The 14,461-nt window shown below is 60.3% G+C and carries 12 protein-coding genes, 2 tRNA genes and 1 pseudogene; 2 read left to right on the top strand and 13 right to left on the bottom strand.

Annotated elements, in window-relative coordinates; all coding sequences use genetic code 11:
* Positions 1–2 precede the first annotated feature (2 nt).
* From I1M21_RS07295 to I1M21_RS07260, 9 genes and pseudogenes are all read right to left on the bottom strand, one after another.
* A complete protein-coding gene (locus I1M21_RS07295) occupies positions 3–1,562 on the bottom strand; it encodes a hydrogenase 4 subunit F (RefSeq protein ID WP_195193047.1) in 1,560 nt (519 codons plus the stop codon).
* A gap of 3 nt (positions 1,563–1,565) precedes the next feature.
* The gene (gene hyfE, locus I1M21_RS07290) at positions 1,566–2,219 is read right to left on the bottom strand and encodes a hydrogenase 4 membrane subunit (protein ID WP_195193046.1); all 654 of its coding nucleotides are present in this window, start codon (positions 2,217–2,219) and stop codon (positions 1,566–1,568) included.
* A 13-nt stretch (positions 2,220–2,232) separates the two neighbouring features.
* Positions 2,233–3,690, bottom strand: a complete 1,458-nt coding sequence (locus tag I1M21_RS07285) for a hydrogenase 4 subunit D (protein WP_195193045.1) — start codon at positions 3,688–3,690, stop codon at positions 2,233–2,235.
* A 15-nt stretch (positions 3,691–3,705) separates the two neighbouring features.
* Positions 3,706–4,632 carry a respiratory chain complex I subunit 1 family protein gene (locus I1M21_RS07280; RefSeq protein ID WP_195193044.1) on the bottom strand — a complete coding sequence of 309 codons (927 nt, stop codon included), beginning with the start codon at positions 4,630–4,632 and terminating at the stop codon, positions 3,706–3,708.
* A 12-nt stretch (positions 4,633–4,644) separates the two neighbouring features.
* Complete coding sequence (gene hyfB / locus I1M21_RS07275) at positions 4,645–6,663, bottom strand: hydrogenase 4 subunit B (protein WP_022095202.1); 2,019 nt, start codon at positions 6,661–6,663, stop codon at positions 4,645–4,647.
* Positions 6,656–7,273 carry a 4Fe-4S dicluster domain-containing protein gene (locus tag I1M21_RS07270; RefSeq protein ID WP_117584077.1) on the bottom strand — a complete coding sequence of 206 codons (618 nt, stop codon included), beginning with the start codon at positions 7,271–7,273 and terminating at the stop codon, positions 6,656–6,658. Before I1M21_RS07270 ends, hyfB begins: the two co-directional genes overlap by 8 nt.
* Positions 7,274–7,351: 78 nt before the next feature.
* Complete coding sequence (gene fdhF, locus I1M21_RS09925; RefSeq protein WP_465038301.1) at positions 7,352–9,439, bottom strand: formate dehydrogenase subunit alpha; 2,088 nt, start codon at positions 9,437–9,439, stop codon at positions 7,352–7,354.
* Positions 9,425–9,574: pseudogene (locus I1M21_RS10045) on the bottom strand (hypothetical protein); the annotation flags it as partial. The pseudogene I1M21_RS10045 and the gene fdhF, both read right to left, overlap by 15 nt.
* 75 nt (positions 9,575–9,649) lie before the next feature.
* Positions 9,650–10,168: a 4Fe-4S dicluster domain-containing protein gene (locus I1M21_RS07260; RefSeq protein WP_022095206.1), complete on the bottom strand. Its 519-nt coding sequence runs from the start codon at positions 10,166–10,168 to the stop codon at positions 9,650–9,652.
* A gap of 429 nt (positions 10,169–10,597) precedes the next feature.
* Between I1M21_RS07260 and I1M21_RS07255 the strand changes: the two genes are divergently transcribed.
* Together I1M21_RS07255 and I1M21_RS07250 are read left to right on the top strand one after the other, a co-directional pair.
* Positions 10,598–10,921 (top strand): type II toxin-antitoxin system RelB/DinJ family antitoxin, encoded by a 324-nt coding sequence (locus I1M21_RS07255; protein ID WP_138112252.1) that lies wholly within the window; start codon positions 10,598–10,600, stop codon positions 10,919–10,921.
* Positions 10,914–11,369: a type II toxin-antitoxin system VapC family toxin gene (locus I1M21_RS07250; protein ID WP_195193043.1), complete on the top strand. Its 456-nt coding sequence runs from the start codon at positions 10,914–10,916 to the stop codon at positions 11,367–11,369. The genes I1M21_RS07255 and I1M21_RS07250 overlap by 8 nt, the downstream gene beginning before the upstream one ends.
* 149 nt (positions 11,370–11,518) lie before the next feature.
* Here the strand turns inward: I1M21_RS07250 and I1M21_RS07245 are convergent, their stop codons facing one another.
* The 4 genes from I1M21_RS07245 to brnQ all read right to left on the bottom strand — a co-directional run bounded on the left by I1M21_RS07245 (position 11,519) and on the right by brnQ (position 14,458).
* The gene (locus tag I1M21_RS07245; RefSeq protein ID WP_195193042.1) at positions 11,519–12,517 is read right to left on the bottom strand and encodes a hypothetical protein; all 999 of its coding nucleotides are present in this window, start codon (positions 12,515–12,517) and stop codon (positions 11,519–11,521) included.
* 334 nt (positions 12,518–12,851) lie between these two features.
* Positions 12,852–12,925, bottom strand: a tRNA-Gly gene (locus I1M21_RS07240).
* A 6-nt stretch (positions 12,926–12,931) separates the two neighbouring features.
* A tRNA-Pro gene (locus I1M21_RS07235) sits at positions 12,932–13,008 on the bottom strand.
* Positions 13,009–13,099: 91 nt separating this feature from the next.
* The gene (gene brnQ, locus I1M21_RS07230) at positions 13,100–14,458 is read right to left on the bottom strand and encodes a branched-chain amino acid transport system II carrier protein (RefSeq protein WP_195193041.1); all 1,359 of its coding nucleotides are present in this window, start codon (positions 14,456–14,458) and stop codon (positions 13,100–13,102) included.
* Positions 14,459–14,461 lie beyond the last annotated feature (3 nt).

Here is a 14,461-nt window from a genome sequence, read left to right as displayed (position 1 = left end):
CGTTACTCCACCTCGCTCTGAGCGGTCTCGGTACCGAACACAGCGCGGTACATCGGCGTCGCGTGAAGTTCCTCGGTGCTCTGCTCGAGCACGATGCCGGTCGCGGTCTCCACACCGTGCACGAGGGGCAGCGGGGTGGCGATGCCAAACCACAAGATCATGACAGCCAGGATGATTTCGGGGATAAGCATGAGCGCCGGGGCCTCATGCTTGCCCATACCCTGGGGCGCATGGCCGAATACCGACTTGAGTGCGATGCGGGTGAGCGCGGAGATGGCCACGGTAAGACCGAGGGCGACCACGACGACCAGCCACATGGGACCGGCGGTAACACCGGCGACAAAAGTCAGGAACTCGGAGATAAACATGCCAAAGGGCGGGAAGGCACCAAGACCGAGCAGCGCCAGGATGGCGAGCGCGGCGGTTGCGGGGGCAACCTCGACGACGCCTTGGATCTTAGCCAGGCTACGCGTGCCAAAGGCGTGCTGGATGTTGCCGGACACGCAGAAGGCAAGCGTCTTGGTAAAGCCGTGGAACACGCAGTGCAGCAGGGCCGCGGCGATACCCAGCGGGCCACCGATACCCAGGCACAGGGCGATAACGCCCACGTTCTCCACAGACGAGTACGCAAAGCGGCGCTTGAGGTCGTCTTGGCGAAACATCGAAAGTGCCGCCACCAAAATGGACAGCGTGCCGACGATCAGCAGCAAAAGCTGCGGATACTCGGCGCCCACGGCCTGGATGGTAAAGCCGTAGAAGCGCATGATCACAAGCATGGCGCACTTAAGCAACACACCCGAGAGCAGGGCCGAGACAGGGCTCGGGGCCTGAGAGTGGGCATCGGGCAGCCAAGTGTGCATGGGGAACAGGCCGGCCTTGGTGCCAAAGCCGATCACGATAAACGCAAAGGCGAGGCGCATGAGCGTCGGGTCGAACTGGTCGGCATACGGCAGCACGCACGACAGGAATGCGGCCTCGTGGGCGTTGGGAATCACGTCGGCGGCGTTGGCGTAGATCAGCAGCGTACCGAACAGGCCAAAGGCCACGCCGGCGGTGCAGACCATCGCATACTTCCAAGAAGCCTCGAGGGCCGTCTTGTTCTTGTAGATACCCACGAGGAACACGGTGGAAAGCGTGGTTGCCTCCACGGCGGCCCACGTGAGGATCATGTTGTTGGACAGGCACGCGAGCAGCATGGTGAACACGAACAGGCTAAACAGCGCAAAATACTGCTTGGCGCGCTCGGCGGGCATAGAGCCCTCCTCGATATCGGCCTTTACATAGGGCAGCGAGAACAGCCCCGTAAGAAAACCGATAAAGCCGATGAGCAGCACAAAGATGGCGCCCAGCGAATCGAGGTGGAACCACAGGCCAAGAGCGCTCGTGGTGTCACCGCTCATAAGGACGTCACCGGCCGTCATAATCGACAGCACCAGGACGGCTGCGACGGAGACCAGGTTGAGACCGGCAAACACGTTATAGGACGTGTTCTTGGGCAAAAATGCCATGACCAGCGAGAACACCAAAGGAGTCGCGAGCAGGGCGAGAATCAACGTTTCCATGGACTACCCCCTCAGCTCGGACAGGTCGCGCGCATCGAGCGAGTGAGAGTCGTCCCAAATGCGACGTACGACGATGGACATGATGATGACGGCAAAGATGGCGTCGGTGGCGATACCGATCTCGATAATCTCGGGAGCGGTGGGGGCCAAAAGCGCGAGCGTCACGTGGCTGCCGTTTTCCATAAGGCAGTATCCAAAGATCTGCTTCATGATGTTGCGCTGCGAGATGATGCAGGTGAGGCCCACAAAGAAGTGAGCGAAGCTAATAGCGAGCGCAGGCGTTGCGACCTCGGCCGTGGGCAGGCTGATCTGCGTCACGACGGCAAAGCAGATCGCGACTTCCACGGCGATGATGCAGATGGCCCACGCGGGCTTAAGGCCGGCCTTAAGCGATGCATCGCTCGGCTCGCCCATCTTCTTGTATGCGCGGGTGAGGATATAAGGGACCAGGACGACCTTAGTGATAAAGGCAGATCCAGCCCACATAAGCAGCTCCTGCGCACCGGTGGTGACACCGAGCGTGGCGAGAAGCCCCACGAGCACCAGCGACTGCAGCGCATACCAGTTGATGGCATGTTTGATGTTCTTGGAGACGACCACCATGGTAGACGTGACGATCAGAAGGCCGCCAAGAATGTTGACGATCGAATAACCCATGTCGTTCTACCTCCTAACCGATCCAGCTGGCCGAAAGCGGGCCGCTGACGATGACCATGATGATGAGCACGATGAACACGAACGCCATCGCACGGGGAAGCGGGGCCCCCGCAGCGACCTCGTCGCTCGGCTCGCCGGGCAGGCAATAGCCCATCCACTTGAGGAACCAGGCGAAGGTGGCGACGGTCTCGGCAACCATGATGCACACGAGCACCAGGATCGCGACATTGCCGGCACCCACAGAGAAGCCGCCGGCGATGATCTGGAACTTCGAGAAGAACGTGTTCATGGGCGGCACGCCGGCAATGGCGAGCGCCGCGACTCCAAAGCCCACGCCCGAGATCGGGTACTTCTTTACGATGCCGCGAAGCTTGGGCAGCATACGCGTGCCGAGCGTAAAGGAGAACGAACCGGCGATGAGGAAGAACAGGGTCTTGGCGAAAGCATGGTTAAAGATGTGGCACACGGCACCGTCAAAAGCCAGCTGGCTGCCAAAGACCGAAAGGCCCAGACCAAAGAACACATAGGAGAGCTGGGCAATCGTGGAGAAGGCCAGCAGGCGCTTCATATCCTTTTGCGGCAGGTACATAAGGAAACCAAAGAGCATGGTAACCATGGCGTCGATAATGGCGACCCAGCCCACGATCTCGGGAACCTCGCCGGCAGAGACGAGTGCACGCGCGAACACGCACACGCCAACCTTAACCATCGAGGCACCATGCAGGTAGGCCGAAACAGGCGTCGGCGCCTCCATGGCCGAAGGCAGCCACATGTACATGGGGACCTGTGCGGACTTGGCCCAGGCCGCAAACAGCACGAGCAAAAGGACGATAGCCTTGAGCTTGGCGTCGAGGCCGGCAATCGCGGTGATGGCGAAGGTACCGGTGTGGGCAAACACGATGGCGGCGCCCAGATACAGGCCGAGCGCACCGATATGCGTGATGATCAGGGCCTTCATGCCGGCCTTCTTGGCCGTAGGCGACATGTAGTAGCTAATGAGGCCCCAAGAGCACGCACCCGTGATCTCAAAGAACACGAGCTGGCCCAAAAGGGTCGAGCTGTACACGAGGCCGGCCATGGCGCCGATGAAGGTCGCGAGGTACGCGTAGAAGCGACGGCGCGGCGCGTCGGGATGCTCACGGTTATTCTCGCTCATATAGGGAATCGAATAGATCACGACAAGCAGGCCGATACCCACAAAGGCGGGCGCGAGCAGCGTGCTCATGCGATCGAAGGTGAATCCCATGACGAGGGTCTGCCCAAACGAGATCAGGGGGACCTGCGTGTCGGGCATGCCGGCGCCGGCGAAATTCGCGGCGAGGGCGATGGTGCAGACCGTCGAGACGGCGGCACCCAAAACGCTGAACCACTTGGCGTACGGACGGGGGAACAGGGCGACGAGCACCGAGGCCACCATCGGGGCCGCGATAGCGACCAAGCCGAGAAGGGACAGACTGACTGCAAATGACATTGTTTCTCCCTTCTCCTACACGCCGACGACCACGAAGACAAACGCCAGCACGGCGATGCCCACGACGGCCCAGGTCTGATTACCGAGCACCTTAAAGCGCGAACGCGAGCAAGAGTTCTCGATCACGCCGCATACGACAAAGTCGATCAGGCACTTCACCAGGAAGATGACTGCACCCAGAACGGCGGCGGCGCCCACGGTCGCGGGCTCGCCCCAAGGGACGAAGATCGCGCAGAACCAAGCGACGACCAGGACCTGCTTCATGGACATGGCAAGTTTGGCCATGGCGAGCGACGGGCCGGAAAGCTCGGCGAGCGGACCTTCCTGGAGCTCCTGCTCAGCCTCGGCCTGATCAAAGGGCAGCTTGCCGAGCTCCATGTAGCAGGCAATCGCAAAGGCGATGCCGGCGAGGATCACGGCGACCGGCGCGTCGATCGCGCCCGTCATGATGTGCTGACCCATGGTGGCGATGTCGGTGGAACCGCACACCAGGGCGGCGGCAAACAGTGCCAGCAGCATGGACGGCTCGATGAGCACGCTCATGAGCAGCTCGCGAACGCCGCCGATACCGGCGTAGGCGTTGGACGAATCCACACCGCAGAGGGCGAAGAAGAAGCGGGCGAGCGCCAGGCTGTACATGATGGTGATGGCGTCACCAAAGACCGGGATGGGGCTTTGTGCCGTAAAGAGCGGCAGGCCCATAGCGAGCATAAAGGCGACGGCGAAGAACAGCGGCGGCATAATGCGCAGCGCAAAGCTCGCATCCGCGCTCTGGGACTCGGGGCGCGCAAAGAGCTTGGCCAGGTCGCGATAGTCCTGCATGATGCTGGGGCCGCGACGGTTGTGCATCTTGGCGCGGATCACGCGGCCGAGACCGGAGAAGAACGGTGCGACGGCCATGACGACCACGCCCTGCAGAACGGCAAGTACGATGTTGTTCATGCTCTCCCCTCCTTAACCCATTTGCACGGCGAGCACGAGGAACACCACGAGTGCCGCGACGATGTAGCAGATATAGATGCTGTAGTTGCCGCCCTCGAGCTTAGTCGCGAGGTCGGCGAGCTTCTCGACACCCTTATGCGGGGCATCGACGAGAACCTTGTCGGGTACGGGCTCCACAGCCTCGGCCACACCGGTGAGCTTCTGGAAGAAGTGCGCGATGGACCAGCAGACGGCCGTGCAGCGGTCACGCAGCGTGTAGAGCGGCTGCATAAACCAGGACACCTCGGAGGCAAAGGTCGTGGCCACGACGGGCATATGCTCGTTGGGAGCATAGCCGCATGCCCACGGCTGGGACTTCTGCACCTTGCCGACGGTCTTGAGCTTGCGATAGCCGCAGGCAAGGCCGACGAGCACCACGAGCGCAATAGCGATCGCGGGCGTGGAGGTGGCAGCGCCGGAGTATTGGTTCATGAGCTCCATGCCCTCGGCGGCAAATACGCCACCGTACGGATGCAGCACGGACGCGGCGACATCGACCAGCACGGGCGCGATCACGGGAGCGCCAATGCCCAGCACGACGCAGATGGCCGCGAGCAGGCCCTGCGCAAACACCATGGGGGCGGGGACCTCCTTGGCATTGGCCGCGGCCTCGGAGCGGGGCGCGGAGGCAAAGGAGACGCCATAGGCCTTGACGAAGCACGTGACGGCCAGAGCGCCGGTAATGGCAAGCGCGACGGCAGCGAACACGGCCACGATCATGACGGCCTTGTCACCCTGCATGGCGGCATTAAAGAGCGACTGGTAGGTAAACCACTCGGACACAAAGCCGTTGAAGGGCGGGATGGCCGAGATGGCAAGCGCGCCAACAAGGAAGCAGATGGCCGTAGCCGGCATACGACGGAACAGGCCGCCCATCTTCTCCATATTGCGCGTACCCGTGGAGTACAGCAGCGCACCGGCGCCCAAGAACAGCTCGCCCTTAAACATCGCGTGGTTAAACGTGTGGTAGAGGGCGGCCATCAGAGCCAGGACGGCGATGCCGACCGAGTTGAGCGCCATGGCGGCCATGGAGGCGCCGACGCCGAGCAGAATGATGCCGATGTTCTCGACAGAGTGATAGGCCAGCAGGCGCTTGATGTCATGCTCCTGCAGGGCGAAGGCCACGCCGAGGACCGACGAGATCGCACCGAAGACCATGACCATAAGGCCCCACCAGACCTGAACGCCCGAGGCGGAGAGCAGGTCGAGGCCCACCTTGAGGATGCCGAAGATACCGATCTTGATCATGCCGCCGGACATGAGGGCCGACACGTTGGACGGCGCCTCGGGATGTGCCTTGGGCAGCCAGCCGTGCAGCGGGATGATACCGGCCTTGGCGCCAAAGCCAAAGAAGGCGAGCACGAAGCACACGGATGCGACCGCGGGGCTAAACTGCGTGGCGCGGAAATCCGCAAAGGCAAACGAGCCACCGGCGAAGTTGGTCATGGTGAGGAAGCTCGCCATGATGAGCACAAAGCCCACGTGAGCGATCACAAAGTAGAGCCAACCGCCGTGAATGGAGTTCTCGTTCTCCTCGATCACGACCAGGAAGTACGAGGTCAGCGACATGAGCTCAAAGGCGACCAGGAACCAAAACACGTTGTCGGCGGTGATGACGAGCATCATGGACGCCACGAAGGTGTTAAAGAAGAAGCCGGCGCGGCCCTTTTTGCCCGGGTACTCATCAAAGTAGTTGAGACCGTAGATCGAACCGGCAAACGCGAGCACCGAGATGAGCGCCACGAACAGACCGGACAGCTGATTGAGCAGCAGCTGGAAATGGGCAAACGGGAAAAACACGATGGTGTCGACCGACGTGACATCGCCCAGCACGGCCTGGATACCGGCCACAAACGAAAGCACCGCGGCGGCGGCGCCGATAAGGCAGCCGGCGGTTTTGGCAGCGTTATCGGCCTTGATCAGCAGAACCGAGGCGAGCGCACCGATGCACGAGACGGCAAGCGATGCGATAAACAGCGTCATGCTATCCATTGTTTACGCTCCCTTCTGCTTTCTCTGACAGGCCCTGGGCCACAGCGGTAACGTCGACGGCCGGACCGTTTTCGATCGAGCGCAGGCGCTTGGCCTCGTCGAGCTCGCGATCGGCCGCGCCGCCCATGACGGTCAGCGCCTTGGTGGGGCACGCCGCCACACAATGCGGGCCGTCTGGATCGAAGGCGCACAGGTCGCACTTGACAGCGCAGGTGTACTGGCCAGGAGCCCACGTAAGCAGGCTGCTCAGGGACTTAGGATACGAAGGCGTCGGATCGCACATGCCTGCGACACCGGCGATAGACGTGCCATCGGGATGGATGGCTCCGAAGGGGCACGCGATGGCGCACAGCCTGCACCCGATGCACTCCTGCTCCTTGACGTGGATGCGGTCGCCATCGTGCTCGATGGCATTCACCGGGCAAACCTCGGCGCAGGGGGCACCCTCGCAATGGTGGCAGGCAAGGGCGGCCGAAATACCGCCGGTCTTCACGAGCGCCAGGCGCGGCGTATCCTGAAGACCCTGCATCCGGTGGGCGTCGGCACAGGCGGACTGGCATGTTCCGCAGCCGATGCACCTCTCCGGGTTGATGTCGATGAAGCGGTTCATCCCCACTTCCTTTCAAAATAACGGGCCGGGCTCCCGAACGTACGGGACGCCCGGCCCAAAAAGCCAACGAGAACGGGACTACACGATTTGGTTCACGTGCGCCTCGTCGTCGAACTTGGCGGCGCCGGGCTCAACGTCTTGGGGAGCGGCGGCATCCACCAGAGCCTGCTTGAGCTCGGTGTACTGACGCTCGACCTCGCCCTCGGCCCAGACCTGGTCGGCAATGGCGTCGACCTGGCAGGCGGAGAACTTGTCCTCGGGCGTATGCGAGACCGGGTCGACCTTGTGCATGGTCAGCTCGTTGCACTTGCCGATCCACCACTGGTAGGTCATATAGACCGTGCCCTTGTTGATACGGTCGCTCACGTCGGCGCGGCTGTATACCTGGCCGCGGCGGCTGTGAATCGAGACGATGTCGCCGTTCTTGATGCCGCGCGCCTGGGCGTCCGCGGGATTCATGCGGACAAAACCGGGCTCATCGGCAAGCAGCGCCAGCGTCTTGCAGTTGCCGGTCATCGAACGGCAGCTGTAGTGGCCGACCTCGCGGACGGTGCACAGAATGAGCGGGTACTCATCGTCGGGAAGCTCGGAGGGCGCCTCCCAGTCGTGCGCCATCAGGTTGGCGCGGCCGTCCTTGGTGGTGAACTTGCCACCAGCGAACATGTCGGGCGTACCGTGGTCGTTCACATCGGTGCTCTTGACGGGCCACTGGGCGTAGCCGCCCTCGGGAGCCATCTTCTCGTAGGTCGCGCCCACAAAATTGGGGCACAGGCTAATGCACTCGTTCCAGATCTGCTCGGTGTTGTCGTAGTGCATGGGGTAACCCATACGCGTGGACAGGTCCGCGAAGATCTCCCAGTCGTGACGGCACTCGCCCTTGGGCGGAACGGCCGCGTCAAAGTGCTGGAAGCTACGGTCGGATGCGGTAAAGACACCCTCGTGCTCGCCCCAAGAGGTGGCAGGCAGGATGACGTCGGCGAGCATGGTCGTCTGCGTCATAAAGATGTCCTGGCAAATGAACAGATCCAGCTCGGAGAGCGTCTTGCGCATACCGGCCGAATCGGGCTCGGTCTGCACCGGGTCCTCGCCGTAGTTGTAGAAGCAGTGCACCTTGCCCTCGTCGACCAGGTGGCCCAGATCGGTGAGCTTGTAGCCCTCCTCGAGCGGGAGCTTTTCCTCGGGCACGCCCCAAGCTTTGGCAAACTTGGCACGCACTGCGGGGTCAGTGACTTTCTGGTAGCCAGGGTACAGGTTGGGCAGCATGCCCATATCGCAGGAGCCCTGGACGTTATTCTGACCGCGCACGGGCGCGAGGCCGGAATTGGGTTTGCCGATCTGGCCGGCAACGCAGGCGATGGAGGCGATGGTGTGCACCGTCTTCAGGTTCTGCTTCTGCTGGCATACGCCCATGCCCCAGCCAATGATGGCAGAGGGCTTCGCCGTGGCGTACATCTCGGCAGCTTGGTGGATCAACGCGGGCTCGACACCCGTGATGTCCTGTACAGATTCGGGAGTGTAGTTCTTGATGGTCTCCCACCACTCGTCAAAGCCGTTCGTGTGCTCGGCGACGAATTCCTTGTCGTAGAGGCCATCGTTGACCAGACAGTTGGCAAAGGCGTTGAGGAACGCAACGTTGCAACCGTTCTTGATCGGAAGGTAGAGATCGGCGATACGCGCGGTTTCGATATGGCGCGGATCGGCGACGATGATCTTGCAACCCTTTTCTTTGGCTCGCACGATACGCCTTGCGACGATGGGGTGCGAATCGGCAGGGTTATAGCCGAAGAGGAAAATGCAGCCCGCATCCTCCATACCGGGGATGGAGCATGACATGCAACCTGAACCAACCGTGTCCATCAGACCGAGGACAGTAGGGCCGTGTCAAGTACGGGCGCAGTTGTCCACGCTGTGGGTGCCGATGCACGCACGCGTAAACTTCTGCATGACGTAGTTCGCCTCATTGCCGCCGCCTCGCGAAGAGCCGGTAGTCATGACAGCGTTAGGACCATATTCGTCAATTATGGCCTGCATCTTAGATGCGGTGAAATCCAGTGCCTCGTCCCAGCTTACGCGCTCAAGATCCGCGCCCTTAGTGCGGCGGATCATCGGGTGCAGTACGCGAGGAGTCAAGATCTTGGTGTCGTTGATGAAGTCGTAGCCGCTCATGCCCTTAAGGCACAGCTCGCTCTGGTTGGTGATGCCGTTGAGCGGTTCGGTACCCACGACCTGGCCGTTTTGGACCAAGAGGTTAAACTGGCAACCGGCGCCGCAGTACGGGCAGATCACTTTATGCTTCTCCATGACACCCTCCTTCCTTTCTCTGCTACCGATTAATCGGTACTTATTTGACAATCATTGGGCTTGTCGCCCCAACGCTTACGCCTCGTTTTCGATGGTGGCGCGGGCACGCTCGGCGGTCAGTTCCGCCAGGCGCTCCTCGTCTACCAGGGTGAGGCCCTTGGTCGGGCACGCCTCGGCGCACGCCGGACCGCCGGGACGGTCCACGCACAGGTCGCACTTGAGCACGAAGCTCTTGGTCTGCGAACCCACGCGAACGTCGCCCATCAAGACCGGAACCTGCGTGGTCGCCACGCTCACGGCGCCAAAGGGGCATGCCATGACGCAGCTCTTGCAGCCGATGCAGTTGTCCTCGTTGACGCCGATACGATGGTTCTTTGGATCAAAGAACAAGGCGCCCGTAGGACAGGCCTTCGCGCACGGGGCATCCTCGCAGTGATGGCAAGCCACCGGTGCGGAGATCTCGTACGTACGCGTCACGCGCAGGCGCGGCGCGGCGATGTTGCCGGGGATGTCGTGCGCCTCGATGCACGCCGCCATACAGGTTTGGCACCCAATGCAGCGTGAGGAATCGGCTACGACTCGTTTATTGCCCATGTTGTTCACTCCCTCCTGAATCCCATGCCGGAGAGACCCTGTCGACGTTGCCCCGGACCGCCCGTGGTCCGGCATCGGCGTATCGAGTGCATGCGGCGAAACAGGCACTTCGATAGAATTCCTCCAACGATATACAGGTTAAATATACGCAGTTGCAGGTGGCAAACTTGAGCATAGGCCCTGCAATACGGGTGTATTGCAGGGGTTTTGGCAGGTTGGAATTATTCTCTAGAAGCTATAAAGGTGAGTGTATTACATGCGTACATCCAAGGGAGATTTCACGCTCGTTTCTGAAGGATGTAGTACGTTTGTAATATCGTTTACACTCAATTACTCTAGTGCAATAAAGTAGTGGTTGTAAGATTGGCTATTATTAGCCGATGTTGTATTTGACTATTCAAATTGCACGCTCATTAAGGGAGGCCAGTGATGTCATCGACTCAAAAACGAGCCATCCTGCAGGTGCGCATTCGCGAGGAAGACAAGCAGCATGCCGAGCGTCTCTACGACGCCATGGGCACATCGCTCGCCGAGGCTGTCCGCTTATTTGTCGCGCAAAGCATTTTGATGCGCAAGCTCCCCTTTCAGCCGGTCGCCGTGCGCTCAAAGGACGGCACGGCCGCCTATGGACTGCTCAAAGCATACGGGGACCCCAATCGCCGCTCCGAGGAGCGCAATGCCTGGATTGAGTACCTTGCTACAGAAAGCGACGAGTCGGTTTTGGGTCCCGAGGAAGTAGATATCCATGAGTAGCACCATCATCGACGAGACCGTCATCCTACGTTACCTGCTTGACGACGACGAAGTTCTGTCACCGCGCGCCGCCAAGGTCATCGCCACGCGCACCGCTCGCGTTTACCCCGAAATCATCACGCGCGTCGTCGTCACGCTGCGCGAAGTCTATAAGGTCCCCCGCACAGAGATTGCGGCTGCCATGGCTAGACTGCTCGACGACGTGATGGTCGACGAGCCCACCGTTGTCGCCCTTGCCGTCAAACTCTTCGGCAAGACCCATATGGACTTTACCGACTGCCTCCTCGCAGCCCGAACCGCCATCTACAACGATGATGTCGTGAGCTTTGGCAAGCCCATCATCCAAGGCATGATCGACTACCGCCGCAAACGCATCAACGCAGCCGAAGCCCGCGAACGCGCCACCGACGCCACCATCGACAAACTCCGCCACCGCCCCCGCAGCTAACCGACAAGCAGCGTCACCGCCCCCGCAGCTAACAACCATCCCCTCCTAAGTTGCGGTGAAATACGGACTGTTTTATGCCTCTGAGCCGCCATTTAGTCCGTATTTCACCGCAACTTGTTGTTAGGCAGCGGAGTTGGTTGTCCCTACTATCAGGAATCCGCAAAAGGCTTTGTTGTTGGAATGCCGTAACCGCGCATCATAGCGCCGAATGCTTCGACATCGTAGGTGTCTGACAGCTTGAAATGAATGACGTTATGACCCATGGCACGCAGGTTCGTATCGCGTAATAAGGCAGCTCGATAGGTTTTTGCCGCGGCATGCTCCAGATCGTTTTGAGTATCGTCCTCGAACTTGCCCAAACCATGAAGCTCCGCCAACATCCATGACCCATCTGGCGTCTGCCAACCATAATCCGCCAGATAATAGCCAGCGTTTCCTGGCCGAGTAATCTCAACCTGAAGCTCGGGCGCAGCAATGCCGGCAAGAATCATGGCTGCCCGCGCCTCGGACTCTCCCCCGTTGTCCGACCTTCCGTCCATATACTCGAACACATCAAACGCACGCGCGATGCCATGCAACCCTCGGCAATTTGCCTGCGCATATGCTCGCAGTTCTTCGCGTTCGACATCGTACTCACGGGCCAAGCCATCGACAAAGCCCAGCGCATAGCGAAAGGCGCTCGTTCGGGCGATATCAACAACCGTTCGACACGGATCCGTCAGTGTAAACAGACCTAGCCGCCACACTTCGCCCGCCCGCCAGCGCTTGTATTCAACGAACTCGTACGTATCACGCCTTGTAGACCGTGGCAGCAGTACTTGCACTTTATCCAGAAGCGTATACGCCGAGCCGATGCCGTAGAGCAGCGCTGCTGTCGATCCGCAAAACACAGCATCCGGTTCAACGACCGCAATAGCGGATGCCAGCTGAAAGATGCGATCTTCAACCCCAAGATTATTCCAATAGACCGGATCCGCATACACGTGGTTGTAAAGACGAAGCATGAGCTCTTCCTGCATAAGCTCACGCGCACGGCGTTCATCCCAAGGATCAATTGTTATAAGCAGCTGTCCATCTTGATGAATTCCAACGGCCGAGAATAGCATCCTTGCATATGACTGCGGAAAATGTTTGCCTTTATCGAGCATGGCCAACCCCATAACCATCACGGCGGAGAGAATACCATTACGCTATCGCATGCTTCCGTCCGCAGGCCTTGCCAAAAGCTGACCAAAAGCTTGACGCCGCAGGTCAGAGCTTCAAAAAATATTTCCACTCTCGGTAGACGGTCGCTACGACCCTCCCAACGGCGTCAAAATCCAACCTTACAAATAGTTGCGGTGAAATACGGACTACATGGGCCATAAAAGCCGAAAAACAGTCCGTATTTCACCGCAACTTAGGAGGGGATGTGGGGTCCCCGGCATGTATATGAAAACGGCTCTGGCACCAAATAGAGCCAAAGCCGTTAAAACTATCTTATGGAGCGGGCGACGGGAATCGAACCCGCGTCATCAGCTTGGAAGGCTGGGGTTCTACCATTGAACTACGCCCGCAAGATATGGTCGGGACGACAGGATTTGAACCTGCGACATCCTGCTCCCAAAGCAGGCGCGCTACCAAACTGCGCCACGTCCCGAAGGTGTTGAGCAGCTAAGGTCTAAACCTTGCGTGTCCCAAAGCGAAGGAAATTATAGGGGAGACTCCCCGCCTGTGCAAGCGCAGAAACCCTAGCTCCTCGAATGTGCGACAAACTGGCTGTGGGCCAGGCCGATCGCAAACGCCACCACGGCGACCGGCGCCCATGCGGCACCGATGTCCGCCAGCGGCAAAGCATCGAACGGCAGCCAGGCACCCGCAAAGAACGCATCGCGGACCGAGGTAATCACGCTCTGCACGGCAACCACACCGCCGACCCAGACCCACACCTGCGGATGAGCGTCGCAAAAGCCGTGTACCAAACCCATGAGAACCAGCACGATGGCGACGGGATACAAGGCGTTGAGCATGGGCACCGAGAACATAAGGATCACGTCGAGGCCCACGTTGGAGAGCACGCACGAAAACGCCGCGAACACAAAGGCGAGAATCGCGAAGGGGCGGCGCATGGCCTCCTCGGAGACCTCCGCTCCCCCTTCAACCACGTACGTCTCACAGAAATAGCGCGCGCAGCAACTAATGAGGCCAATGCACACGTTCATGCAGGCGAGGAAGAAGATGGCGAAGACCACAACCGTGCCGGCAAGGCCAAAGTGCATGGAGGCCGAGCGAGCAAGGATGGCAGCGCCGTTGGTGGCGTCGGGCATCACGGTGCCGAGCTGCATGCCGGCAAGAGCCAAGCCGCAATAGATGATGGCCATGAGCACGCCGGCGATCACACCGGAGCGCGAAATCTCAAAGGCCACGCGCTTGTCATCGGTAACACCCAGCTCGTGAATGGTCTCGGCGATGATGATGCCGAAGGCGAGCGACGCAAGCAGGTCCATGGTCTGGTAGCCGGTCAAGAAGCCTTGGACCGCAACGCCGGCATCATAGGGAGCTTGCGGGGCAGCAGCCGGTCCCAGCGGCGAAATCACGGCGGCGCCGACAACGAGTACGATGAGCGCAATGAGCGCGGGGCCAGTAATGCGACCGAGCACGCGCGTGATGACGCCGGGGCGCAGCGTAAGTGCAAATGCGACCACGAAGAAGGCGACGGCGAAGACCAAGCGCGCGGTGCCAAGCGAAACACCCTCGGGCAGCAACGGTACCAGCATCTCAAACGCCGTGGAGCTCGTGCGCGGAATAGCCAGGCACGGGCCGATGGCCAGGTAAACCGCCGCGACAAAGAACTCACCGAACTTGGGGTGCACGCGACCGGCAAGCTCACGCGCCGTACCGGCAAGTGCCACAGCGATAAAGCCCATGACGGGCAGGCCGATGGCGGCAATCAGAAAGCCGAGCATGGCGACCGGCGTGGCAGAACCTGCCTGAAGCGCCAACAGCGGCGGAATAATCAAGTTGCCTGCGCCAAAGAGCATCGAGAATAGAGCGATGCCGACGGTAACGACATGGTCGGAGCGCAGACCGCGCGGTGCAGATGAGGCCATAGG

The sequence above is a fragment of the Collinsella aerofaciens genome, from assembly GCF_015546965.1.
In the GTDB taxonomy this organism is placed as follows: Bacteria; Actinomycetota; Coriobacteriia; order Coriobacteriales; family Coriobacteriaceae; genus Collinsella; species Collinsella aerofaciens_X.
The sequence above is the reverse complement of the archived record's forward strand: the minus strand, read 5'-3'. Positions and strand labels throughout refer to the sequence as shown.

Excerpts from the sequence above, each read along its gene's own strand:
- I1M21_RS07295 (WP_195193047.1), bottom strand. The coding sequence starts at position 1,562 with ATGGAAACGTTGATTCTCGCCCTGCTCGCGACTCCTTTGGTGTTCTCG.
- hyfE (WP_195193046.1), bottom strand. The coding sequence starts at position 2,219 with ATGGGTTATTCGATCGTCAACATTCTTGGCGGCCTTCTGATCGTCACG.
- I1M21_RS07285 (WP_195193045.1), bottom strand. The coding sequence starts at position 3,690 with ATGTCATTTGCAGTCAGTCTGTCCCTTCTCGGCTTGGTCGCTATCGCG.
- I1M21_RS07280 (WP_195193044.1), bottom strand. The coding sequence starts at position 4,632 with ATGAACAACATCGTACTTGCCGTTCTGCAGGGCGTGGTCGTCATGGCC.
- hyfB (WP_022095202.1), bottom strand. The coding sequence starts at position 6,663 with ATGGATAGCATGACGCTGTTTATCGCATCGCTTGCCGTCTCGTGCATC.
- I1M21_RS07270 (WP_117584077.1), bottom strand. The coding sequence starts at position 7,273 with ATGAACCGCTTCATCGACATCAACCCGGAGAGGTGCATCGGCTGCGGA.
- I1M21_RS07260 (WP_022095206.1), bottom strand. The coding sequence starts at position 10,168 with ATGGGCAATAAACGAGTCGTAGCCGATTCCTCACGCTGCATTGGGTGC.
- I1M21_RS07255 (WP_138112252.1), top strand. The coding sequence starts at position 10,598 with ATGTCATCGACTCAAAAACGAGCCATCCTGCAGGTGCGCATTCGCGAG.
- I1M21_RS07250 (WP_195193043.1), top strand. The coding sequence starts at position 10,914 with ATGAGTAGCACCATCATCGACGAGACCGTCATCCTACGTTACCTGCTT.
- I1M21_RS07245 (WP_195193042.1), bottom strand. The coding sequence starts at position 12,517 with ATGCTCGATAAAGGCAAACATTTTCCGCAGTCATATGCAAGGATGCTA.
- brnQ (WP_195193041.1), bottom strand. The coding sequence starts at position 14,458 with ATGGCCTCATCTGCACCGCGCGGTCTGCGCTCCGACCATGTCGTTACC.